Raw genomic sequence first — 21,629 nt, forward strand, 5'->3', positions numbered from 1 at the left:
TCAGGTCCGTGGCCCCGATTTGGTCTTTCGGAGCAGAGACGGGGGCCAAAACAAGGCCCCCGACTCACCCGAATCGCTGATTCGGTCAGGCCCAGTCGCGGCAGACGTACTTGAGCTCCATGAACTCCTGCATCCCGAGTCGCGCGCCCTCGCGTCCGAGGCCGGACTGCTTGGTGCCGCCGAAGGGGATCGGCGCACCGGTGACCTTGGTGCGGTTCACTGCGACCATGCCGTATTCCAGCGCCCGGCTCAGCCGATAGATCGCCCGCGGGTCGAGGCAGTGGACATAGGCCACGAGTCCGTACTCGGTGTCGTTGGCGCGTTCGATCACCTCCTCCTCGCTGTCGAAGGGGGTGAGCGCGGCGACGGGGCCGAAGGTCTCTTCCTGCATGATCGCCGCCTCGTCGGGGACGTCGGTCAGCACGGTCGGCTGGTAGAAGAGCGGGCCCAGCTCGTGGCGCGCGCCGCCGCAGGCCAGAGTCGCACCCTTCTCGAGCGCGTCAGCGACATGCTCTTCCTGCTTCTTCACGGCCTTCTCGTTCATCAGCGGACCGATATCCGGGTCCTGCATCCCGAAGCCCACTTTCAGCTTCTGCACCGCCTCGGTGAAGCGGCGGCTGAACTCGGGATAGATGGAGCGGGCGACGTAGATGCGGTTGGCGCCCAGGCAGTCCTGTCCGGAGGTCGCGAACTTGGCCTTGATCGTCTCGTCCACCGCCTCGTCGAGATCGGCGTCGGGCATGACGATGACGGGCGCGTGGCCGCCCAGCTCCATGATCAGTTTCTTCACCGTCGGAGCACTGTCGCGGTAGAGCATCCGACCGACCTCGGTGGAGCCGGTGAAGGACAGCGCGCGGACGTGGCGCGAGGCGGTCCAGGGCGGCACGACGGTCGAGGCCTTGCCGGTGATGACGTTGAAGACGCCCGCCGGGATCCCCGCGCGGTCCGCGAGCTCGGCCAGCGCGGTCGCGGAGAAAGGCGTCTCGGACGACGGGTGCGCGAGAACGGTGCAGCCCGCCGCAAGCGCCGCCGCGGCCTTGCGGGTAAGCATGGCGGAGGGGAAGTTCCAGGGCGTGATGAGCGCCACGACCCCCATGGGCTCGAGCCAGAGCTCGACCTCGGCATCGGGAAGGTGGCTCGTCACCCCTTCCACGTTGGGGCGCTTGGCCTCCTCGGCGTAGTACTCGACGAAGCTCGCGGCATAGTCGATCTCGCCCCGGGCCTCCGACAGCGGCTTGCCCTGCTCGGCCACCATGAGGCGGGCGAGATCCTCCTTGTGCTGGATCATCAGCTCGTACCAGCGGCGCAGGCAGTCCGAGCGCTCCTGCGGCAGACGATGCGACCATCCCTTGAAGGCCGTGCGGGCGTGGCCGATGGCCGCCTCGCTCTCCTCGGCAGAGAGGCTGGCGACGGGGCCGACGGGACTGCCGTCGGAGGGATCGGTCACGTCGAGGGTCTCGCCGCTCTGGGCGGAGACCCATTGGCCGTTCACATGGGCCTCTCCGCGCATGAGCTTGGGATCGTCGAGGGTCGGCGTCGTCATGGGCACCTCCGGAAGAAATCGGTATGTCGGGTTGAGCGGACCCTACCCGGCCCCGCGCCGGATTCCGAGCCCCCGCCCGCTCAGGCCCGCCGCAGACCCTTGGCATAGCGCCGGTGAAAGCCGGCGTAGCCCGCTTCGGTCTCCGCGAGGTGCGGTCGCGCGAGCCTGTGCAGGTCCGGCAGACGGTGGAAGGGCACTGACGGATAGGCGTGATGCTCCGCGTGGTAGGGCATGTTCCAGGCCAGGAACCGCACGGCCCGGTTGGTGAATGTGGTCCGCGAGTTCTCCAGCATGTTCGCCACGAAAGCGCATCGCCCGTGCTCCGCCAGCAGGTAGAGCCGCAGCACCGGCTGACCGAGCATGAGCGGGAAGAGCCAGCCCCAGATCAGCACCGCACTTCCCGCCACAACGCTCCCCAGGAACAGGACGCCGTATAGCCCGAGCATCCACCGCGCCTCGCGCCTCACCTCCGCGACCCGGGCCTTCGGCACGAAGTCCCCGGGATCGCCGCCCGTCGCCGTCCGCCACAGCGTCCGCGACTGCCCGGCCCAGACAGGCAGACCGGAGAGGTGCCGGAGGTACTCCCACGGCGTCTCCGGCTTGGGTTCGGCCAGCTCGGGATCCTTCCCGGGGATCTGCGTGTAGCGGTGATGCGCGAAGTGGAAGTACCGGAACCATGTCGCTGGCAGGAAGAGCACCGCCCCGCAGATCCGTCCCACCCAGAGGTTCAGCGCCTCGGACCGGAACGGTGTCCTGTGGCTCGTCTCGTGCAGCAGCGTGAAGAGGAAGACCAGCAAGACCCCCTGCACCGGGACCAGGGCCCACCAAAGCGGGACGGGCAGGAGGATCCCGGCGGTGACAAGCCCGATGGCGCCCCAGTGCCCGGCGAGATGCCAAAGGCCCGCCGCGTCCGAGGTCCGGGTCAGCTCGGTCCGGGTCTCGGCCGGGAGAGCGGCCACGAAATCCTTGTGATCCATGTCTTCCACCCCTTCCTCAGGTCGAGACGAAGTGCACCTCGCCGCGTTCGATCACCGCCGCGGTCAGCCGGTCCGTGGCATAGGCCCCGGTGTCGACCGCCACGCGCCCGGGGACGGAATGGGCCCCGTCCACGATCACATGCCCGTGCACGACCCAGAGCCCGTCCACCCTGTGCCGCCGCCCGAAATCGGGATGCCCCCAGAGCAGATCACTGTCGACCTGTGCCTCCGGCGATGTCTTGGGGTCCAGCCCCGCGTGCGCCACGACGACATTGCCGCTCCGATGCCAGAGTGGCCTCTCCCGAAGCCAGGCCTCCGTCTCCCCCAGCGCCTCGCGCAGCTCCCGCGCCATCTTCGTCCGACCCTCCGTGCCGCCACCGAGGACGCCTGCTCCCAGCCCGAAGCTCGCCAGCGTCTCCAGCCCGCCATTGCGCAACCAGAGCCGGGCCGCCTCCGGATCGTCCAGAGCCGCGAGCATCATGTCCTCGTGATTGCCCGTCAGGCAGGTCACCGTCCCGCGCCGGTCGAGCTCTCGCAGCCGCCGCAGGACGCCGGCGGAGTCCGGCCCCCGGTCGACGTAGTCGCCCACGAAAACCAGCGGCGCTTCGAGGTCCAGCCTGGCCAGGAGACTATCGAGAAGGTCCGTCCGCCCGTGGATGTCGCCCACGACCTGCAACCGGCCCTCGGGCTCCGGGGGCGGAAACACGGGCGCTTCGCGCCCCAGCAGGCGGTTCAAGAGCCTCATCGGACCGCCGCGCCGCGGACTGCCGCAGGATAATCGCCGGTCATTCCGCCGTCTCCCGCTCGTCCGCGTCGAGATCCGCCCACCACGCGGCGTAGGAGCTGTTTCGCGGATGCCGACCGCCCTCGTCCGGCGCGCCGTCCGACCACCAGACCGGCCCGCGCTCTCCCAGCCGGCGCTTGGCGGCGTCCACGCGCTCGCGCGCCGCGCGGGTCTCCGCCTCGCCCTCAGCCGCGCCGACCGCGCGCCGGGCCGACATGAGCTCGCGAACCGCCGCCTGCCGCTCTTCCTCCGGGAGCCCCGGGTCGCTCTTCCGCCAGAGCCTCGCACGAGCCACGAAATAGCGGCCATCCGGCGTCTCGGGATATCTCACGCCGCCTCCCCGGTCTCCGAGGCCTGGCGGGTCCAGAGCTGCGCATAGCGTCCGCCGCGCGCGAGCAGCGCCTCGTGGGTCCCTTCCTCGACTACCTGCCCGTCCTCCAGGACGACGATCCGGTCGGCATCGGCCACCGTCGACAGCCGGTGCGCGATCGTGATGACCGTCCGCCCGCGCGCCATTGCCCGGAGCTCGGCCTGGATCTCGCGCTCGGTCTCGGTGTCGAGCGCGCTCGTCGCCTCGTCGAGCAGCAGAATCGGCGGATCCTTGAGCAGCGTCCGGGCGATACCCACGCGCTGCTTCTCGCCGCCCGAGAGCTTCAGCCCCCGCTCGCCGACCTGCGTGTCGTAGCCGCGTGGCAGGCTCTCGATGAAATCGTGCACCCGCGCCGCCTTGGCCGCCGCCTCGACCTCGGCGCGGCTCGCGTCATCCCGGCCGTAGGCGATGTTGTAGTAGATCGTGTCGTTGAAGAGCACGGTGTCCTGGGGGACCACGCCGACCTGCGCATGCAGGCTCTCCTGCGTGACGTCGCGCAGGTCCTGTCCGTCGATGGTCAGCCGACCGCCGGTCACGTCGTAGAAGCGGAAGAGCAGCCGCCCGATGGTCGACTTGCCAGACCCGGTGGAGCCCACCAGGGCCACGGTCTGCCCGCCCGGCACGTCGATGTCGATGCCCTTGAGGATCGGCCGCTCCGGCTCGTAGCCGAACTCCACGCCCTCCAGCCGCAGGTGTCCTTCCGTGACCCGCAGCGGACGCGCGCCCGGTTTGTCCTGCACCTCGGGCGGCTGCTCGAGCAGGTCGAACATGTCGCCCATGTCGATCAGCGCCTGCCGGATCTCGCGGTAGACGGTGCCGAGGAAATTCAGCGGCATGGTGATCTGGATCATGTAGGCGTTGACCATGACGAAATCGCCCACCGTCATCGCGCCGGAGCTCACTCCCACGGCGGCCATGACCATGACGATCACCAGCCCGGCGGTGATGATCAGCGACTGCCCGAAGTTCAGGAAAGCCAGCGAGTAGGAAGTGGTGAGCGCCGCCTCCACGTATTGCCGCAGGGCGCCGTCGTAGCGGTCGGTCTCGCGTTGTTCGGCGCCGAAATACTTCACCGTCTCGAAGTTGAGCAGGCTGTCGATGGCCTTCTGGTTGGCGTCGGTGTCCTGGTCGTTCATCCGCTTGCGGATCCGCACGCGCCACTCGGTCACCTTGAAGGTGAAGAGGATGTAGAGCGCGATGACCCCCGCGACCGTCACCAGGTACCAGATGTCGAAAAGGAAGAAGAGCACCACCGCGATCATCAGCAGCTCCAGCAGGAGCGGACCGATGGAAAAGAGCAGGAAGCGCAGCAGGAACTCCACGCCCTTCACGCCGCGCTCGATGACCCGGGAGAGACCGCCGGTCTTGCGCGTGAGGTGATAGCGCAGGCTCATGCGATGGATATGGGCGAAGGTCTCGAGCGCCAGCTGGCGCAGGGCGCGCTGGCCGACGCGGGCGAAGATCACGTCGCGCAGCTGCTGGAAGCCCACGTTGAGAAGGCGCGCGCCGCCGTAGGCCACCGTCAGCCCGACCGCCCCCGCGGCGAGGTACCAGACGCTGCCCTCCCCCGCGAGGGAGTCCACCGCGCCCTTGTAGAGAAGAGGCGTGCCGACCGCGATGAGCTTGGCGAGGACCAGCACCGAGAGGGCCAGGACCACCCGCCGCTTCACCCAGGTCTCCCCCGGCGGCCAGAGGTAGGGCGCGACCTTGCGGATCACCCGCAGCCCGCTCACGCGGTGACTGGCATCGAGATTGCGGGCGGTCTTGGGCAGGCGGCGCATGGCTCCGACATAATCCCCGCCGCAGCCGATTGGAACGCCTTCCGCGCGGCGCGCCTAGTCGCCGTCCGACCGGTACCGCCCCGGACCCGGCGGATCCCGATCAGCCAACAGGGCTCCGGCTCCGTCCCCCCCTCCCCTTCATCTAGCTCCAAATACCTCATACCCGGCCCGACGCATCCGGACCGTCAGCGCAGGAGCATGCCGCCCAACCTCCCGCGCCCCCGCGACGCGCGCCAGCGCGGCGCAACCAGCCCAAGATTAATCTCGAATTGACCTTATTTTCCCACGACTTACCGCACCGTCCAAATTTGGACGGTCAGCCGTCCTCGCCCTCCGGCAGCCGGAAGACCTGGCCGGGATAGATGAGGTCGGGGTCGCGGATCAGGTCCCGGTTCGCCTCGAAGACGCGGACATAGGAGAAGCCCGAGCCGTAGCGCTCCTCGGCGATGGCCCAGAGCGTGTTGCCGGGCTGGACAGTCCGGACGGCGACCGAGAAATCGGCCCGGGAGGTCTCGTCGGCCATGACCTGCGCCAGGGTCTCCGGCGCCTCGCGAAGGAAGGGCGTCTCGATCCGGCTGACCACCTCGCCCCCGGCGCTGACCTCGTCCACGCGGAGCGTGTAGACCCCGGTGTCGATCTCGGGCAGGTCCGAGCGCCAGCGGCCATCCTCGGTGATCCGGGAGGTCGTGACGGGGCGGTTGTCGATGTAGATCCGGACGTATCCGCCGTCCTCGTCGCGATCTCCGCCCCGGCCGGAGAGGACCACCTCGCCCTCCGGATCGTAGGCGATGCTATCGAGCGAGACGTTGGTCGCGACCTCGGGCGGCGCGTCGGGCGCGCCCGACTGCAGCACCCTCACCCCCTCGCTGTCGGCCATGAGCACCGAGGGTGCCCGGGGACTGTCGGAGCCGGTCGCCGGCCCCGCGGCTCCGCCCGGCATCTCGGGCGCCTCCGCCACGCTGCCGGGGCTTCCGATCTCGCCGGCGCGCGCCGTCACGTCGGGAGCGGGGGCCGGGTCCGCGGGCCCGGGCGCCGGCTCGGCCGCCTCCGCGGAGGCCAGCTCGGTCGCCTCGCCGGCAGTCGGCTCGTCACCACTCTCCGGCAGGCCGGGTGCATCTCCCGCATCCGGGCCCGAGGCGAGCGCCGGGGCGGACGATCCGGTGTCGGGGGCGCTGTCGGTCCCTTCGAAAGGGTCCAGGTCAGACGCTTCGGCCGTCTCCGGCGGACGCGGATCGGAGGGAACCTCGGGCGCGGCGCCCGGATCGGGTCCTTCCGCGACCTCAGGAGCATCGGCTTCGGTCGACGGGGCCGAGGCATTTGCGGTTCCTGCTGACGATGAAGTCGGTCCGGAGGTTTCCCCCGTCCCGGTTTCGGCACCGGCGAGCCCCGCGGTGACCGATGCCTGTTCGGAGGACGCCGCGCCAATCTCGGCCGTCATGGCGGAGGACGGGGCCGACGATCCCGCGGCGGCGGCTGTATCGTCTGTCGCGGTTGCACCACTCGAGGGCGCAGCTGAGGCGGTCGGGTCCTGCGCTGCGCTCGAAGTCGGAACGGAGGTTTCCTGCTCCGCATCGGGTGCGAGCGCCGCCATCTCGCGGCCCGGTTCGGTCTCTGGCGCGTCGGCCATTTCGGCGACATCGCCAAAGGGCGAGACGATGACCGTCTCCTCCGAGCGGCTGTTCCGGCCCTCGGGATCGGCCACGAGCGAAAGGCTCCGCGGCTGCGAGGAGGCAGGGATATCGACGAAGGCCACGAAACGGCCGGAAGCATCGGCCTCGGTCCGGACCGTTTCACCGCCGTCGAGAATGACCGCGACGGGTTCGGAGGGTTCGGCGATCCCGGCGACGATGCCTGTCCCGTCCGGCTCGATCCGGACCACGTCGAAACGCGGGGCGCGGCGGGCGACGGGGTCCGTCTCGTTCCCGGCCCCGGTCGCAGGCGGTTCGGCCGCCGCCGCCATCTCGCGGGGTTCGCTCTCCGCAGTGGTCTCCGTTTCAGGGGACGGCCCGGTCGTGGCCGGCACCTCGGGGGCCGTCGCTACCTCTGGCTCCTGCGGGGTCTCGGAGCCACCGGCGGCCTCCGCGACATCCGGCTCGGACCCGCTCTCCGGCTGGATCTCCGCCACGTCCTCGGCAGTCCCCTCGGAGGCTTGGATGTCGTCCGACGGCACCGCCGCTATCTGCGACGAGCCGGTCTCAGGGGCGTCGGCCGGGTCCGGAGCGTCGTCGGTCAGGAGTCCGCGATCGTACGCGATCAGGATCGCGCCGAAAACGACAGCGCCGCCGAATGCGACGCGGAGCAATGTCCCCACAGACGTGGCCATTGGCAGCGGCAGCCTTATCCCCGTTTACTCCGGAGCGGAGTAGCCGCGCGGGAGTTGAGCGACAATAGCAGGACCGATATGGACGGTCAAAAGACACATCGACTGACGCAGAAGGAGCACGCCGATGCCCGACCTCTCGCAATCGGTCTGCATCTATTGCGGCTCACGGATGGGCGGACGCCCCGCCTACGCCGAGGCCGCCCGCGCCACCGGCGAGATGCTGGCCCGGAACGGCTGGCAGCTGGTCTACGGCGCCGGGGACGTGGGCCTCATGGGCGAGGTCGCCCGCGCGGCGGCCGACGGCGGCGGGCGCACCTTCGGCGTGATCCCCGCTCACCTTTTGGCCCGCGAGATCGGCCGCCGGGGCCTCGACCGTTTCGTGGTCACCGAGACCATGCACGAACGCAAGAAGGTCATGTTCATGAACGCCGACGCCATTGCCCTGCTGCCGGGCGGCGCCGGCTCGCTCGACGAACTCTTCGAGGTGCTCACCTGGCGCCAGCTCGGGCTGCACGGCAAGTCGATCTACCTCGTGGACATCGAGGGCTACTGGCAGCCGGTCCTCGACCTTCTGGACCACGTCATCTCGGAGGGTTTCGCGGGCCAGGAGCTTCGCGATTACGTGACGCTCGTGCCCGGAGTGGAGGCCCTGGAGGCGGCCCTGCGCGCCGACCTGTCCTGAGCGAGCGCCGAGGCGGAGTAGACCGCCAGCGCCAGCCAGACGCCCGGAAAGGCGATGGCGTGCCAGCGGGTCACCGGCTCCAGGAAGACCAGCGTGGCGCAGGCGAACTGTAGCGTCGGGTTGAGGTACTGCACGAGACCCACGGTCGAGAGCCGCGCCCGCTTGGCGGCGTAGCTGAACAGGATCAGCGGCGTCGCGGTCAGCGGCCCGGAGGCGGCGAGCCAGAGGTGGGTCACCGCATCCGGCGAGGTGCCGGCCCAGACGATCCAGGCGATCCCGATGGGGGACAGCAGCAGGACCTCCGCCGTCACCGAAACCACGGGCCCGGCGGGGAGCTGCTTCTTGAGGATACCGTAGACGGCGAACGTCCCGGCCAGCGCCAGCGAGATCCAGGGCGGCACGCCAAGTCCCGCCGTCAGCGTCGCAACCGCCGCCGCGGCCAGGGCGACCGCGGCCCATTGTGCGCCGCTCAGGCGCTCGCCGAAGATGAGCCGGCCGAAGAGCACGGCGGTCAGCGGGAAGATGTAGTAGCCGAGCGAGGCTTCGAGGGCCCGGTCGGAGTGAACGGCGAAGATGAAGCCGAACCAGTTGCAGCCGATGGCGAAGCCCGAGGCGAAGATCAGGAGCGCTCGCCGTGGCGTCGAGAGGGCCTCACCCAGCACGCGGAGGCGGCCCTGCAAGGCGAGGACGCCGGCGAAAAAGACGAAAGACCAGAGAGTGCGATAGGCCAGCACCTCGCCCGGGGGGATGTGGTCGAGCTGCTTGTAGAAGAGCGGGGACAGGCCCCAGATGGTGCAGGCGGCGATCATCGCCGCGATGCCGCGCTTGGCTTCGGTCATGCCGCCTTGAGACACGGCCGCGCGGCCGGCGCAAGGCCCGCCAGGCGAAAAGACGCCCCCGAGCGGGGGCGCCTCCGTGAAACCGGGCCTGCAGTCAGGCCGCCAGTTCTTCCTTCACGATGCGCTCGATCTCGTCCACCGGATGGTTGGTGAGGGTCTTGGGCACCTCGCCCACGACCTTCGAAGAGACCTCCTTGTGGAGCTTGTCGCGCATCTCGCCGAGAATCTTCGGCGCGGCCACGAGCACGATGCGCTTGTAGGCCCCCTTGTGCGCGAGGCTGTAGAGCATGTCCGCCATGTCGTCGGCGAAGCGCTCCTTGGCGAGCTCATGCCAGTCCGTGTCGTCCAGCGCCGAGAGCTGCTGAACGCCGGTATCCTGCATCCGGCCGGGCTTGTTCGCCGACTGGTCGTAGTCCTTCGGGTTCTCCTGCTCCTCCTTCGTGACGAGCTCGAAGTTGGGGTCCTCGCCGTCCGTCAGGTTCTTGAGGAACAGCGCCTTCTCGCCGTCGGCCACGAGGATCCAGGTGTCCTTGGTCAGTTTCGTCATGGCTCAGCTCCCGTCCTCGGAACCGGTGCCGTGATGGCCGCCGAGATTGCCGTCTCCGGCTTCGTCGCCCTTGGTCACGCGGCTGGCGCCGGCGCCTTTCTCTGCCTGCTTCTTCTCGTCGCGGGTGGCGACGTCGCGTTCGAGATCGCCCTGGGCGCGGCCGGAATGCTCGGGTGCGGGGGTGCCTTCGGTGAACTCCTCGGTCTCCTTGCGACCGTCGTTGGAGCGATAGCGCTCTGCCATGCTCGGCCTCCTTCCATCAGTGTTCGAAGAAGAAACCGTCGCGGACGGGGCGCGGTTCCGGCGCTCGCCGGGTCAGGCATGGACACCGGCAGACGGATCAGTCCGGCGTGAAAATGAAAGCGGCCCGGAACAGCGACGCCTGTTCCGGGCCGGACATGGTCGGTGCGATTATCGCTGTGCCGGACGGCGCTCAGCCGGCCTCGGTGCCGGTCTCGGGCTCCGCCTCGCTGCCATCCTCCGCGGGCACCCGCAGGACGCGGATATCGTCGATCAGCAGCGAATTCGGGGAGGCATCGTCGAAGTAGGTGCCCTGGTCGGTGGTGCGCGCCCGGGTCCGCAGTTGGATCGCGTCGAAGCCGCCCGGCGCCCGGAAAGTCATGGCCGTGGGCTCCGGGGTGGTCTCGAAGGACCCTTCTCCGAGAATGCCGCCGTTCGACATGAGCCGGAACTCCCCGTCGCGCGGACCGGTATTGCCGTTTCCGACGAGCAGGCTGACCGCCTTCATGGCGCCGCCATCCTCGAGCCGGATTACCGTGTAGCCGTTGTCGGACCCGTTCGGGTACCAGCTATAGAGGCCGTCGATGCCACCCGGGTTGAACTCGGTCGCGATCAGACCCTTGGTCTCGCCCGCCTGCTCCACCACGATCCCGGCCTCGGTATAGATCCCTGCGTCCAGCACCATGTCGAGGGGCGGCGGCAGTGTCGTCGTGCTGTCCGTGGTGGTGGTGTCGGTGGTCGTGGTGTCGGTTGTCGTGCTGTCGGTCGTCGTCGTGTCCGTCGTGGAGGTCGCGGCAAGAAGCGCCAGCGCCGCCTCGTGTTCCTCCTCGAGCACGGGGAGGATCTCTTCGAAGCTGTTCCGGGCGGAGGCCGTTTCGCCGATCGTGTCGCCGGGTGCGACGCTCTGCGAGACCGCGACACCGGGCAGCGCGACGGCGGTCGTGGCAAGGAAAAGGGCCAGGGGGCCGATGGGTCGTTTCATCTCGTCCGCTCCGTCTGTTCGGATCCTTTGGCGCAGCCTAGAGCGGCAAGGTGGCGGCATCGCGGTGGATTTGTGGCGATCGCGGGCCCGCCGGACACGAAAAAGGCCCCGCCAGGCGGGGCCCCTTCCGGATCGGATTTCGCGAAAGCTTACATGCGGCTCGCGACGTTTTCCCAGTTGACCAGGTTCTCGAGGAAGTTGTCGAGATAGGCCGGGCGCTTGTTGCGGAAGTCGATGTAGTAGGAGTGCTCCCACACGTCGACGCCGAGCAGCGCGGTCTGGTCGAAGCAGAGCGGGTTCACGCCGTTCTCGGTCTTGGTGACCTTGAGCGAACCGTCGGTGTCCTTCACCAGCCAGGCCCAGCCCGAGCCGAACTGACCGGCGCCCGCCGCCTTGAACTCGTCCTTGAACTTGTCGACCGAGCCGAAGGCCTCGGTCAGCGCGCTTTCCAGCTCGCCGGGCATCTTGCTCTGGCCGGGGCCCATCATTTCCCAGAACTGGTTGTGGTTCCAGTACTGCGAGGCGTTGTTGAAGATGCCGTTCTGGGCCACGGCCTTCGGGTCGTATGTGCCCTTGATGATCTCTTCGACGGACTTGCCTTCCCACTCGGTGCCGGCGATGGCCTTGTTACCGTTGTCCACGTAGGCCTTGTGGTGAATGTCGTGGTGGAACTCGAGCGTCTCCTTGCTCATCCCCTGCCCGGCGAGCGCATCGTGGGCGTAGGGAAGGTCGGGAAGTTCGAAAGCCATTGGGTGTCCCCCTTGTCGATTGAGTGAAAGTCGGCGTCCCCGGACAGAAAGCACGCCGGGGGCCGGGGTCAAGCACGTTTGTCAAACGACATGGCGGAGGTCGAGGTTCCATGACGCACAGGGGGCTGTGCGGCCGCCTTGGCGTTCCGCCCTCCCGTCTCTATTGTGCCGCAAGCGCGCGCCGGGGCGCCCAATTGACGTCAGAATGGCGCAATAGGGCCTTTCCGGACAGAAGAACCGGGGACAGGCCGAACGGCCGGGGAGCAGGAATGAGCCCGAGGCACCGCTACACGATCCTGTCGATGATGAAGGACGAGGGGCACAGTCTCGTCGAGTGGGTCGCCTACCACCGGCACATCGGCTTCGACAACATCGTCGTCTATACCAACGACTGCTCGGACGGCACGGACGCCATGCTCGAGCGGCTGCAGGAGATGGGCTGGGTCCAACACTTCCGCAACGAGGTGCCCGAGGGCAAGAAGCCCCAGCCCAATGCGTTGACGCTCGCGGGCGACAACCCCGAGGTCACCGACAGCGAGTGGATCCTCGTCATGGACGCGGACGAGTTCCTCTCGATCAAATGCGGCCGCGGCTGGATCACCGATCTCGTGGAGAGGATCCCGCCAGAGGCGCAGGCCATGGCGATCACCTGGCGCTTCTTCGGCTCTTCCGGCCTGACCGAGTGGAATCCGGGCCTCGTGATCGAGAACTACACGAAAGGCGCGCCGGACAAGTTCAAGAAGGGCTGGGGCGTCAAGACGCTCTTCAGGCCCTACCGGGACATGAAGTTCGGCATCCACCGCCCGAGCATCCGCAAGGCCAAGCAGGACCCGGCGAACGCGAAGTTCCTCTTCGAGCAGCTCTGGGTGAACGGCTCGGGCGAGCCGATGCCCGACGAGTTCTCGCTCTCGGGATGGCGGTCGACCAAGCCAACGTTGGGCTACAAGCTGGCGGAGATGAACCACTACGCGGTCAAGAGCTACGAGTCCTACTTGTTGCGGCGGCTCCGCGGCAACGTGAACAACAAGGAGGACAAGTACAACGCGGCCTATTTCGCCCTCTTCGACCGCAACGAGCTCGAGGCGACGAATGCCCTGCGCCACGCCAAACCGGTCAAGAAGAAGATGGCCAAGATCCTCTCGGACCCGGTGATGCGCAAGCTGCAGGACGAGGCGCTGGCCTACCATGCGGCGCGGGTCGAACGGCTGCGCGCGACGGGCGAGTACGATCGGTGGCTGGCCGAGTTGAAGGACGCCTCGGAGACCTCCATCGACGAGCTCGACGAGGTCCTCTTCATCCAGCACCTGCCGAAGAAATGGCAGGAGAAGGTGAAGGAACTCCAGGCCCAGGGCGTGCCGGACAAGACCATCGCCCGGATGATCGCCTCGACCCAGACGGCGAAGAAGGGAGAGACACGCTCGGCCCTTCTGGAGACCGCGGGCGTCAAGGCGCGGGAGCCCGCCGAGAAGGACCGGCCGGAAGAGCGCGAGGCGGCCTCGGAGGCGGCCCTGACGCTGGACAATCCCTTCGAGGGCACGCCGGAGGCGAAGGCGCTCGGTGTCCCGTCCCTCAGGCCCGGCGCCCCGAAGCCGCCCGCGGCGGAGACACCAAAGACGGCAGAGGTCTCTCTGGACGCGCCTGCACCACCCCTAGGGCGCATCCTCGACGAGGTGACCGTCTCCAGCAACCGCGACCCGCGCGACCCGCTCAAGCGCGCCGGGACGGAGGACGCGGAATGAGAAAGATCGTCGTCGCCACGATGAAGAACGAAGGGCCGTACCTGCTGGAGTGGCTGGCCTACCACCGGTCGATCGGCTTCGACGGTTTCGTCATCTTCTCCAACGACTGTACCGACGGGACGAACCTGATCCTCAACCGGCTCGACCAGATGGGCGTCGTCCGGCACTTCGACAATCCGCTCGGCCCCCGCATGGACCCGCAGCGGGCCGCCTACTCGCGGGCAGGCAAGATGACCTGGGTCCGCGAGAGCGACTGGGTGCTTGTGGCCGACGCCGACGAGTTCCTGAACGTGCATGTCGGAGAGCGGCGCGTCGACGACCTCATCGCCGCCACGCCGGGGGCCGACGCGATCTCCGTCAACTGGCGGCTCATGGGCTCCGACGGCCAGGCGCATGCCGATTTCGACGCGCTCGTCACCGAGCGGTACCGCAAGGGGTCGAGCTTCGAGAAGCCGGAGAACGGTCTGGTCTGGGGCTTCAAGACTCTGTTCCGGCCGCAGAAGTTCGACTTCTTCGGGGTGCACCGCCCCAAGTGGCAGAAGGACAAGGAGCTGACGCCCGGCATGGTCCGCTGGGTCAACGGCGACGGCGCCGAGCTGGGCGAGCACATCCTGCACAAGGGCTGGCGGTCCAACGCCGAGACGGTGGGCTACTCGCTGGCGCAGATGAACCACTACGCGATCAAGAGCCGCGAAGATTTCCTGCTCAAGCGCCTGCGCGGCACGGCCAACAGCAAGAACAAGGACCGGATCGATATGGAGTACTGGGACAAGTACGACATCAACACGGTCCCCGACGCCTCGATCCCCACCGAGGGGATCCGTCCCGTCCTCGACGAGTGGATGAAGGACAGCGACCTCGCCGCACTGGTCCGCGCCTGCCACGACTGCGCGCGGCGCGTACTCGATTACCAGCTGAAGGTCGCGGACTTCCGGACCTTCATCGACACCGGCGTCTTCCCCCGAGACCAGAAGGAGCCCGCGGCGTGAGCAGTGGCGCGCGCTTTCTGGGGATCGGGACGCACCACAAGACGGGGACGGTCTGGATGCGCCGGACCTTCCGCCGCTACGCGGATGCCGCCGGCATTCCGGTCGTCCGGCTGAACGGGCCGGACAAGCTGTCCGAGCTTCCGACAAAGGGGCCGGCGCTCTGCGTCAACTGGTCCTCGGAGTTCCCCCGGGCCTTCTTCGACCACCCCGGGGCCCGCGCGATCCACGTCATCCGAGACCCTCGCGACGTGCTGCTCTCGGGCCAGCGCTACCACCTCACGGCGAAAACCGGGAACGAGAAGTGGCTCGGCAAACCACTCAAGGAGTTGCAGGGCCGGACCTACCAGGAGGCCATCCGCGCCCTGCCCGACCGGGTCTCGCAGCTGCTTTTCGAGATGCGCGGCAAGCATGCGCGGACAGTGACCGAGATGCTGTCATGGCCCTACGGCCACCCGCACGCGGTGGACCTCCGCTACGAGGACCTGATCGAGGATACGGACTGCGCCGTCTTCCGCGCGGCAATTGAGCGTGCCGCAGTCGTCGGGTTCGACACCGACGGGTTGGTCGAGGAGTACTGGCGGCACGCCCTCTTCGGCGGCCAGTCGGACGCAGGTGCGCGCCGGGGCCTCGTGGCCGCGCACGTCAAGTCGGGCCGTGCCGGTCAGTGGCGCGACGCCCTGCCCCGCGAGGTCGCGGAGATCTATGCCGAGGACTACGGTCCCGCCCTGGTTCAACTGGGCTACGCCGAGGACGACAGCTGGGTCGACCTCTGCCGCCCCGAAGCGGAAATCGCCGCCTGACGTCAGGCCGGGTGGAAGCCGACCGGCCCGCCCTCCGCTGCGACCTCCAGCAGCCGTTGCACGTAGTCGGCGACGGACCGGAAGCACACCAGGTCGACCTGCCCCTCTCCCGGCATCCAAAGCGCCGCGGCAACCTGCGCGAGCCGGGTCCGGCGGATACGTCCGGGCCCGAAGGTTGCGGGCGAAAGGTCTGCCGGGGTCAATTTCTGCAGCGTATCGCGCAGCCCGGAGCCCTCGAGGCGGAAGAGCGCCCGCGCGTCCGAGACATCGACCGCGAGGTGGTGGGAGCCCGCGAGCGCCGATCCCAGCGTCTCGAGCGCCTGGCCGACCTCTTCCTGCGGCAGGAGGATCAGCACCTCGTCGGGCGACATCCAGAGCAGGCCCTTGTCGCCGGAGACGATGGCGTGCCCCGCCTCGGGAAAATCCCCGCCGGAGAGACCGGTGCAGGCGGAGCGAAGCGCATCGTCCGAAAGGTCGCCCCGGAGCGAGATCATGCCCCGGTCGGTCAGGCGGGTGACGGTCAGCTCAGACATTCTGTTTCTCCCCGTCGGGATCGAAGAAGACCGGGCTCACGATCTTCGCGGCGACGGTGGTGCCGTCGACCTTGTTGAACTCGATCACCTCACCCATGCGATCCGGCCCGTGAAGGACGAGGCCCATGGCGATCCCGCGGTCGAGGGTCGGCGAGTGGTAGGTCGAGGTGACGCGGCCCTGCGTGTTGCGCTGTCCGTTGGCGTTCGTGCCCTCTGCCACGGCGTAGCTTCCGTCCGGGATCACCGAGCCGTCGGTCGTCTCGAGCCCCACCAGCTTCCAGCGGCCGGGATCGGTCATGTGCGACCGGTCCTGCGCCCGCTTGCCGATGTAGTCGTCCTTCTTCTTCGAGATCGCCCAGTCGAGGCCGAGGTCCTGCGGGATCACCGTGCCGTCGGTTTCGTCCCCGATCATGATGAAGCCCTTCTCTGCGCGCATGATGTGCAACGCCTCGGTGCCGTAGGGCATGACCCCGAATTCTGCGCCGGCCTCCAGCAGCGCGTCCCAGAGCGCCCGGCCCTGGCCCGCGGGCGTCGCCACCTCGAAGGAAAGCTCGCCGGAAAAAGAGATGCGGAAGACGCGGACGGGGAAGCCGCCGAGGGTTCCGTCCTGCCAATCCATGAACTTGAAGGTATCGGCGGAAAGGTCCATGCCGCCGAGCTTTTCCAGGACGGCGCGCGATTTCGGCCCCACGACGCCGATCTGGGCCCACTGCTCGGTGACGTTGGCGGTGTAGACCTTCCAATCCCACCACTCGGTCTGGAGGAACTCCTCCATGTGCGCATGGATCCGGTCGGCGCCGCCCGTCGTCGTGTGGCAGAGCCAGGTCTCCTCGTCGATCCGGGCCACGACGCCATCGTCGGAGAGGAAGCCGTTCTCGGAGCACATCAGACCGTAGCGGCAGCGGCCCGGCTTCAGGGTGCTCATCATGTTGGTGTAGAGCATGTCCATGAACCGGCCCGCGTCCGGACCCTTCACGATGATCTTCCCGAGCGTCGAAGCATCAAGCAGACCAAGCCCTTGGCGCGTGTTCTTCACCTCCCGCGCGACCGCTTCCTCGTGGCTTTCGCCCTGCCGCGGGAAGCAGTAGGGCCGCCGCCAGTGACCCACCGGTTCCCAGTAGGCGCCCTGGGCTTCGTGCCAGTCGTGGATCGGTGTCTTCCGGATCGGCTGGAACAGCTCGCCCCGCGCCTCGCCCGCGATGGAGCCCATGGAGATCGGCGTGTAGGGCGGGCGGAAGGTCGTTGTCCCGACCTGGGGAATATCTTCACCCAATGCCTGAGCAAGGGTCGCGAGGCCGTTGATGTTGCTGAGCTTTCCCTGGTCGGTCGCCATCCCGAGCGTGGTGTAGCGCTTGGTATGCTCGACGCTCTCGTAGCCCTCCTGCGCGGCGAGCTGGACGTCGGTCACCTTCACGTCGTTCTGGTAGTCGAGCCACATCTTGCGACGCAGTTCCAGCTTGGCGCCCTGCGGCATCATCCAGACCGGGAGCATCGCGCCCTCGTCCGGGTCCTCGGCCGCCGGTACCGCGCCCGCCTCACCCGACAAACGCTCGAGCGCCGCCTGGGCATCGGACAGGATCTCGCCAGTGCGGAGGTGGCCGTTGGCCGCGCCGATGCAGGTCACCGCCGCCCCGCCGTCCGCGCCGAGCGGAGGTCGGTCCGGGTCGGGCCGGAAGAAGGCCCGTTCGGCGTCCCAGATGAGCTTGCCACCGGTGTGCGACCAGAGGTGGACCACCGGGGACCAGCCGCCGGACATGGCGACGCAGTCGCAGGGGATTTCTTGAAGAACCGAGCCCTCACCGGCCTGCGCGCAGATGGCCACGCCCTCGACCTGCTTGCCGCCCTTCACCTTGGCGATGCCCTTGCCTGTAAGGACCGGCAGCCCGAGCTCCCGGGCCCGGGTGACCAGCGCTCCCTCGGGCGCGGGCCGCGCATCGACGATGGCGGCAACCTGAAGCCCCGCCTCGTGGATTGCGAGGGCGGTACGGTAGGCGTCGTCGTTGTTGGTCACGACGACGGTGCGGTCGCCGGGGGAGACCGCCCAGTCGGTGATGTAGTCGCGCACCGCCGAGGCGAGCATCACGCCGGGGATGTCGTTGCCAGCGAAGGAGAGCGGGCGTTCCAGCGCGCCGGTGGCGACCACGGTGTGTTCGGTGCGGATGCGCCAGAGCCGGTGACGGGGACCCTCGGTTTCGGAGAGGTGGTCGGTGAGCCGCTCGTAGGCGGTGACATAGCCGTGGTCGTAGACGCCCGCGCCCATGCAGCGGGTGCGCAGCGTAACGTTCTCCATGTGTTCAAGGGCTTGGACCGCAGACTTCACCCACTCATCCGCAGATGTGCCGTCAATTCGCGCCCCGTCGGTCACGGCACGCCCGCCCCAGTGGGCGGTCTGCTCGACCAGCAGAACGCGCTTGCCGGCGCGGCCCGCCTGTAGAGCCGCCTGGAGACCGGCGATCCCGCCGCCGACGACCAGCAGATCGACGTGGGCGTAGAAGTGCTCGTAGGTATCCGGGTCCGCGTCTTTCGGCGCCTTCCCGAGACCGGCGGACTGGCGAATGAACGGCTCGTAGACATGCTTCCAGAACGAGCGCGGATGCATGAACATCTTGTAGTAGAAGCCCGCGGGCAGGAAACGCGAAAGTGCCGCGTTGATCGCGCCGACGTCGAAGTCGAGGCTGGGCCAGTGGTTCTGCGAGGTGGCCGAGAGCCCGGCGTAGAGCTCCTGCGTCGTGGCGCGCTGGTTGGGCTCAAACCGCGGCCCCTTGCCGAGGTTGACCAGGGCGTTCGGCTCTTCCGCGCCGGAGGCGACGATCCCGCGAGGGCGGTGATACTTGAAGGACCGCCCCACGAGGCTCTGCCCCGCGCCGAGGAGCGCGGAGGCCAGTGTGTCGCCGGCAAAGCCGCGCATCCGCCTGCCGTTGAACGTGAACTCCACCGGGCGCTTGCGGTCGATCAGGCGCCCGCCGGTGGCCAGTCTCGTGCTCATCCCCTGCCCTCGCCGTTCTGAATAAGGCCGTGTTTCCGGGTGGCTCTGCCGCGACAAACGCTCATGCCAGGTCTCTCCAGGTCCAGCCCGGACGGCGCTGGGAAATGTGATCGAGAAGGTCCTGCGGCGGCCGCATCGTCTGCGCCGGATAGGTCCCGAAGACCTCCAGCGTCACCGTGCAGCGCGCGGCGTTGAACCACTTTCCGCAGCCGTAGGCGTGACGCCAGCGCTCGAAGTGGACGCCGCGAGGGTTCTCGCGGATGAAGAGGTAGCCCTCGAAGGCCTCGTCGGAACTCTCGACGCTCTGCCGCTCGATATGGGCCTCTCCGCCGGGCGAGAGCTCGGTTTCGTCGGCCCGCTCCCCGCAGCAGGGACAGGTGAAGATCAGCATGGGGAGAGGCCTCCGCGCGCAAAGGCACCGCCCACGCGCTGGAACGCGGGGACGGTGCCGGTGGGACCGGGTGCGCGAGTCGAGGCGCGCAGGCTAGTTCTGGGGATCGCCCTCGGGAGCGGTCGGGTCGTCTTCGGGGGCAGCGATGTCGGAGTCGTCGACCGGGTCGATGCTGTCCTCCATGGCCTCCTCGACAGGCTCGGCGCTGGACTCGGCAGCCTCGTCGATGGCCGTGCCGGGCTCGGTTGCGGCGTCCTCGATGCGGTTGTCGAAGCTTTCGCCGGTGGGCGCATCCTCGACCTCGTCCGCGGTCTCGGCCAGAGCGGAGTCACTGTCGGTCGCCTCGGGCTCGTCGATCTCGACCTCCTCGACGGGCTCCGGTCCGCCGCCGAGAAGGACCCAGAGAAGAACTGCGATGACGGCGACGATGATGGCGCCGATGACGATGCGGCCGGTGCTATTCCCGCCGCTGCGATTGGGATCTTGGGACATGTGGCGTTCCCCTGGTCAATGTGAATTGCCAAGGGAACGAGCCGATCGCAGGCCCGGTTCCTAGTCGGTGAGGTCTTCGATCGGGCCTTCCGCGGGTTCGCTGAGACGGTTGTCGACGTCTGGCGAAGCGTCGCCTTCACCGGCCTCTGCCGGTCCGGGATCTCCGTCGGTCGTGTCCGCGTCGATGAAAAACCAAGCCACCGCGCCGAGCGCGACGACCAGGACCAGAATGTAAATCTGTCGCACGAGGCCCTCCTGCTTGCCTGGACCCGCTGAAACGGGCCCAGGCTGCAGAGGTTCCTGTTAGTCCTCGACTTCTTCGGCGACTTCGCCGTCAGCCTCTTCGGCGACCTCGCCGTCAGAGACGCCCTCGACCTCTCCGGCCTCGATCTCGGTGTCGGTGGTGGTCGCCTCGACGGCTTCTTCGCCGAGTTCGATGACGCCGATGAGGATGAGGACGATGATGATGACGATGATGCCGACGACGGCGAGGATGATATTACGAAGCACGGGATTCCCTCCATGTGAAATGACACCATCACAACACCGCGAGGCGCGCCCGCGTTCCCTGCCGGGCTCAAGACGGGCTGAACCGCGCTCAATGTGCAACTCCCGCGGCCACGCTTTCGTCGATGAACCGGCCTTCGCGGAAGCGGTCGAGTGAGAAGGAATCGGCCAGCGAAGAGGTCCCCTTCGCCATGAGTTCGGCCATGGCCCAGCCGGATCCCGGGATGGCCTTGAAGCCGCCCGTACCCCAACCGCAGTTGATGAAAACGTTCTCGACCGGTGTCTTCGAGATGATCGGCGATCGGTCCCCGGTCATGTCGACGATGCCGCCCCACCAGCGCAGCATCTTGAGCCGCGAAATTACCGGGAAGGTCTCCACCAGCGCGCGCACCGTCTCCTCGGCGTGGTGGAACGAGCCGCGTTGGGTGTAGTTGTTGTAGCCGTCCGCGCCGCCGCCGATGACCATTTCGCCCTTGTCGGACTGGCTCATGTAGCCGTGGACGGTATTCGCCATGACGACCACGTCCATGCACGGCTTGATCGGCTCCGAGACGAGCGCCTGCAGGGCGACGCTCTCGATCGGCAGGCGGAAGCCCGCCATGTCGGCGAGGTGGCCCGAGTGTCCTGCGACGACGATGCCGAGCTTATCGCAGTCGATGGGACCCTTGGTCGTGTCGACGCCCGCGACCTTGCCGCCCTCACGGCGGATCCCGGTGACTTCACACTTCTGGATGATGTCCATGCCCATGTCGGAACATGCCCGGGCATAGCCCCAGGCCACCGCGTCGTGCCGTGCCGTGCCGGCACGAGGCTGCCAAAGCGCCCCCAGCACCGGGTAGCGCGGACCGTCGATGCGGATGATCGGGCAGAGCTCCTTCACCCGCTCCGGCCCGATGAACTCCGTGTCCACGCCCTGCAGGGCGTTTGCATGGGCCGTGCGCTGGTAGCCGCGGATCTCGTGCTGGGTCTGGGCCAGCATCATCACGCCGCGCGGGCTGAACATGACGTTCATGTTCAGGTCCTGGCTCATGGTCTCGTAGAGGCTGCGCGACTTCTCGTAGATCGCGGCGGAAGGATCCTGGAGGTAGTTCGAGCGGATGATCGTGGTGTTGCGGCCTGTGTTGCCGCCGCCGAGCCAGCCCTTTTCGATCACCGCGACGTTGGTGATGCCGTGGTTCTTGCCGAGCCAGTAAGCGGTCGCGAGACCGTGCCCGCCCGCGCCGACGATGACCACGTCGTATTTCCGCTTCGGCTCGGGTGAGCGCCAGGCCCGCTCCCAACCGGAGTGAAAGCGCATGGCCTCCCGGGCGAGTGCGAAGGCGGAATAGCGTTGCATCTGGCCGAATCCCCCGTGTCCTGCCGCCGAACGGCTTCC

General features: G+C 68.1%; 22 protein-coding genes. 4 read left to right on the top strand and 18 right to left on the bottom strand.

The features are described 5' to 3' along the window. Window positions 1–85 precede the first annotated feature (85 nt). The 6 genes from F3S47_RS08695 to F3S47_RS19550 all read right to left on the bottom strand — a co-directional run bounded on the left by F3S47_RS08695 (window position 86) and on the right by F3S47_RS19550 (window position 7,757). A complete protein-coding gene (locus tag F3S47_RS08695) occupies window positions 86–1,510 on the bottom strand; it encodes an NAD-dependent succinate-semialdehyde dehydrogenase (RefSeq protein ID WP_396279878.1) in 1,425 nt (474 codons plus the stop codon). Between the two features lie 113 nt (window positions 1,511–1,623). Further along, entirely contained in the window at window positions 1,624–2,520 is an 897-nt protein-coding gene (locus F3S47_RS08700) for a fatty acid desaturase (protein WP_150444848.1), read from the bottom strand. A 16-nt stretch (window positions 2,521–2,536) separates the two neighbouring features. Further along, complete coding sequence (locus F3S47_RS08705; protein WP_150444849.1) at window positions 2,537–3,265, bottom strand: metallophosphoesterase; 729 nt, start codon at window positions 3,263–3,265, stop codon at window positions 2,537–2,539. 40 nt (window positions 3,266–3,305) lie between these two features. Beyond that, complete coding sequence (locus F3S47_RS08710; protein ID WP_150444850.1) at window positions 3,306–3,635, bottom strand: hypothetical protein; 330 nt, start codon at window positions 3,633–3,635, stop codon at window positions 3,306–3,308. Beyond that, on the bottom strand, window positions 3,632–5,455 hold the full coding sequence (locus F3S47_RS08715) for an ABCB family ABC transporter ATP-binding protein/permease (protein ID WP_150444851.1): 1,824 nt from the start codon (window positions 5,453–5,455) through the stop codon (window positions 3,632–3,634). The genes F3S47_RS08710 and F3S47_RS08715 overlap by 4 nt, the downstream gene beginning before the upstream one ends. 316 nt (window positions 5,456–5,771) lie before the next feature. Beyond that, window positions 5,772–7,757 (bottom strand): LysM peptidoglycan-binding domain-containing protein, encoded by a 1,986-nt coding sequence (locus tag F3S47_RS19550; RefSeq protein ID WP_223877765.1) that lies wholly within the window; start codon window positions 7,755–7,757, stop codon window positions 5,772–5,774. A 145-nt stretch (window positions 7,758–7,902) separates the two neighbouring features. On the opposite strand from F3S47_RS19550, the gene F3S47_RS08725 reads away from it, so the two are divergent. Next, the gene (locus F3S47_RS08725) at window positions 7,903–8,460 is read left to right on the top strand and encodes an LOG family protein (protein ID WP_150444852.1); all 558 of its coding nucleotides are present in this window, start codon (window positions 7,903–7,905) and stop codon (window positions 8,458–8,460) included. Here the strand turns inward: F3S47_RS08725 and rarD are convergent. The 5 genes from rarD to F3S47_RS08750 all read right to left on the bottom strand — a co-directional run bounded on the left by rarD (window position 8,397) and on the right by F3S47_RS08750 (window position 11,817). Next, a complete protein-coding gene (gene rarD, locus F3S47_RS08730) occupies window positions 8,397–9,299 on the bottom strand; it encodes an EamA family transporter RarD (RefSeq protein ID WP_150444853.1) in 903 nt (300 codons plus the stop codon). The two genes, F3S47_RS08725 and rarD, sit on opposite strands and share 64 nt — an antisense overlap. 94 nt (window positions 9,300–9,393) lie before the next feature. Then, on the bottom strand, window positions 9,394–9,846 hold the full coding sequence (locus tag F3S47_RS08735; RefSeq protein ID WP_150444854.1) for a host attachment family protein: 453 nt from the start codon (window positions 9,844–9,846) through the stop codon (window positions 9,394–9,396). A 3-nt stretch (window positions 9,847–9,849) separates the two neighbouring features. Then, window positions 9,850–10,089 carry a hypothetical protein gene (locus F3S47_RS08740; RefSeq protein ID WP_150444855.1) on the bottom strand — a complete coding sequence of 80 codons (240 nt, stop codon included), beginning with the start codon at window positions 10,087–10,089 and terminating at the stop codon, window positions 9,850–9,852. A gap of 190 nt (window positions 10,090–10,279) precedes the next feature. Next, window positions 10,280–11,068, bottom strand: coding sequence for a hypothetical protein (locus F3S47_RS08745; RefSeq protein ID WP_150444856.1), 789 nt, complete (start codon window positions 11,066–11,068; stop codon window positions 10,280–10,282). Between the two features lie 149 nt (window positions 11,069–11,217). Next, complete coding sequence (locus F3S47_RS08750) at window positions 11,218–11,817, bottom strand: superoxide dismutase (RefSeq protein WP_150444857.1); 600 nt, start codon at window positions 11,815–11,817, stop codon at window positions 11,218–11,220. Between the two features lie 269 nt (window positions 11,818–12,086). On the opposite strand from F3S47_RS08750, the gene F3S47_RS08755 reads away from it, so the two are divergent. The 3 genes from F3S47_RS08755 to F3S47_RS08765 are packed head-to-tail and all read left to right on the top strand — an operon-like array spanning window position 12,087 to window position 15,345. After that, a complete protein-coding gene (locus F3S47_RS08755) occupies window positions 12,087–13,556 on the top strand; it encodes a glycosyltransferase family 2 protein (RefSeq protein ID WP_150444858.1) in 1,470 nt (489 codons plus the stop codon). Continuing rightward, window positions 13,553–14,545 carry a glycosyltransferase family 2 protein gene (locus tag F3S47_RS08760; protein WP_150444859.1) on the top strand — a complete coding sequence of 331 codons (993 nt, stop codon included), beginning with the start codon at window positions 13,553–13,555 and terminating at the stop codon, window positions 14,543–14,545. Before F3S47_RS08755 ends, F3S47_RS08760 begins: the two co-directional genes overlap by 4 nt. Beyond that, window positions 14,542–15,345, top strand: a complete 804-nt coding sequence (locus F3S47_RS08765; RefSeq protein WP_150444860.1) for a sulfotransferase domain-containing protein — start codon at window positions 14,542–14,544, stop codon at window positions 15,343–15,345. The genes F3S47_RS08760 and F3S47_RS08765 overlap by 4 nt, the downstream gene beginning before the upstream one ends. A 2-nt stretch (window positions 15,346–15,347) precedes the next feature. Here the strand turns inward: F3S47_RS08765 and F3S47_RS08770 are convergent, their stop codons facing one another. The 7 genes from F3S47_RS08770 to F3S47_RS08800 form a co-directional block, all read right to left on the bottom strand. Then, window positions 15,348–15,878: a sarcosine oxidase subunit gamma gene (locus tag F3S47_RS08770; protein WP_150444861.1), complete on the bottom strand. Its 531-nt coding sequence runs from the start codon at window positions 15,876–15,878 to the stop codon at window positions 15,348–15,350. Further along, window positions 15,871–18,864, bottom strand: coding sequence for a sarcosine oxidase subunit alpha family protein (locus F3S47_RS08775; protein WP_150444862.1), 2,994 nt, complete (start codon window positions 18,862–18,864; stop codon window positions 15,871–15,873). Before F3S47_RS08775 ends, F3S47_RS08770 begins: the two co-directional genes overlap by 8 nt. A 61-nt stretch (window positions 18,865–18,925) precedes the next feature. After that, entirely contained in the window at window positions 18,926–19,255 is a 330-nt protein-coding gene (locus tag F3S47_RS08780; RefSeq protein WP_150444863.1) for a sarcosine oxidase subunit delta, read from the bottom strand. A gap of 93 nt (window positions 19,256–19,348) precedes the next feature. After that, window positions 19,349–19,747, bottom strand: a complete 399-nt coding sequence (locus tag F3S47_RS08785; protein WP_150444864.1) for a hypothetical protein — start codon at window positions 19,745–19,747, stop codon at window positions 19,349–19,351. 60 nt (window positions 19,748–19,807) lie between these two features. After that, window positions 19,808–19,993, bottom strand: coding sequence for a hypothetical protein (locus F3S47_RS08790; protein WP_150444865.1), 186 nt, complete (start codon window positions 19,991–19,993; stop codon window positions 19,808–19,810). A 57-nt stretch (window positions 19,994–20,050) separates the two neighbouring features. Then, entirely contained in the window at window positions 20,051–20,257 is a 207-nt protein-coding gene (locus tag F3S47_RS08795; protein WP_150444866.1) for a hypothetical protein, read from the bottom strand. Window positions 20,258–20,345: 88 nt separating this feature from the next. After that, a complete protein-coding gene (locus F3S47_RS08800; RefSeq protein ID WP_150444867.1) occupies window positions 20,346–21,590 on the bottom strand; it encodes a sarcosine oxidase subunit beta family protein in 1,245 nt (414 codons plus the stop codon). Between the last annotated feature and the right edge of the window lie 39 nt (window positions 21,591–21,629).

The sequence above is a fragment of the Histidinibacterium aquaticum genome, assembly GCF_008710275.1.
Lineage (GTDB): Bacteria > Pseudomonadota > Alphaproteobacteria > Rhodobacterales > Rhodobacteraceae > Oceanicola > Oceanicola aquaticus.

Bases quoted from the DNA above. Each gene is read 5' to 3' on its own strand.
- F3S47_RS08770 (WP_150444861.1), bottom strand. From the start codon at position 15,878: ATGTCTGAGCTGACCGTCACCCGCCTGACCGACCGGGGCATGATCTCG.
- F3S47_RS08785 (WP_150444864.1), bottom strand. From the start codon at position 19,747: ATGTCCCAAGATCCCAATCGCAGCGGCGGGAATAGCACCGGCCGCATC.
- F3S47_RS08755 (WP_150444858.1), top strand. From the start codon at position 12,087: ATGAGCCCGAGGCACCGCTACACGATCCTGTCGATGATGAAGGACGAG.
- F3S47_RS08775 (WP_150444862.1), bottom strand. From the start codon at position 18,864: ATGAGCACGAGACTGGCCACCGGCGGGCGCCTGATCGACCGCAAGCGC.
- F3S47_RS08760 (WP_150444859.1), top strand. From the start codon at position 13,553: ATGAGAAAGATCGTCGTCGCCACGATGAAGAACGAAGGGCCGTACCTG.
- F3S47_RS08700 (WP_150444848.1), bottom strand. From the start codon at position 2,520: ATGGATCACAAGGATTTCGTGGCCGCTCTCCCGGCCGAGACCCGGACC.
- F3S47_RS08750 (WP_150444857.1), bottom strand. From the start codon at position 11,817: ATGGCTTTCGAACTTCCCGACCTTCCCTACGCCCACGATGCGCTCGCC.
- F3S47_RS08705 (WP_150444849.1), bottom strand. From the start codon at position 3,265: ATGAGGCTCTTGAACCGCCTGCTGGGGCGCGAAGCGCCCGTGTTTCCG.
- F3S47_RS08715 (WP_150444851.1), bottom strand. From the start codon at position 5,455: ATGCGCCGCCTGCCCAAGACCGCCCGCAATCTCGATGCCAGTCACCGC.
- F3S47_RS08695 (WP_396279878.1), bottom strand. From the start codon at position 1,510: ATGCGCGGAGAGGCCCATGTGAACGGCCAATGGGTCTCCGCCCAGAGC.
- F3S47_RS08800 (WP_150444867.1), bottom strand. From the start codon at position 21,590: ATGCAACGCTATTCCGCCTTCGCACTCGCCCGGGAGGCCATGCGCTTT.
- F3S47_RS08725 (WP_150444852.1), top strand. From the start codon at position 7,903: ATGCCCGACCTCTCGCAATCGGTCTGCATCTATTGCGGCTCACGGATG.
- F3S47_RS08740 (WP_150444855.1), bottom strand. From the start codon at position 10,089: ATGGCAGAGCGCTATCGCTCCAACGACGGTCGCAAGGAGACCGAGGAG.
- F3S47_RS08735 (WP_150444854.1), bottom strand. From the start codon at position 9,846: ATGACGAAACTGACCAAGGACACCTGGATCCTCGTGGCCGACGGCGAG.
- F3S47_RS08780 (WP_150444863.1), bottom strand. From the start codon at position 19,255: ATGCTGATCTTCACCTGTCCCTGCTGCGGGGAGCGGGCCGACGAAACC.
- rarD (WP_150444853.1), bottom strand. From the start codon at position 9,299: ATGACCGAAGCCAAGCGCGGCATCGCGGCGATGATCGCCGCCTGCACC.
- F3S47_RS08745 (WP_150444856.1), bottom strand. From the start codon at position 11,068: ATGAAACGACCCATCGGCCCCCTGGCCCTTTTCCTTGCCACGACCGCC.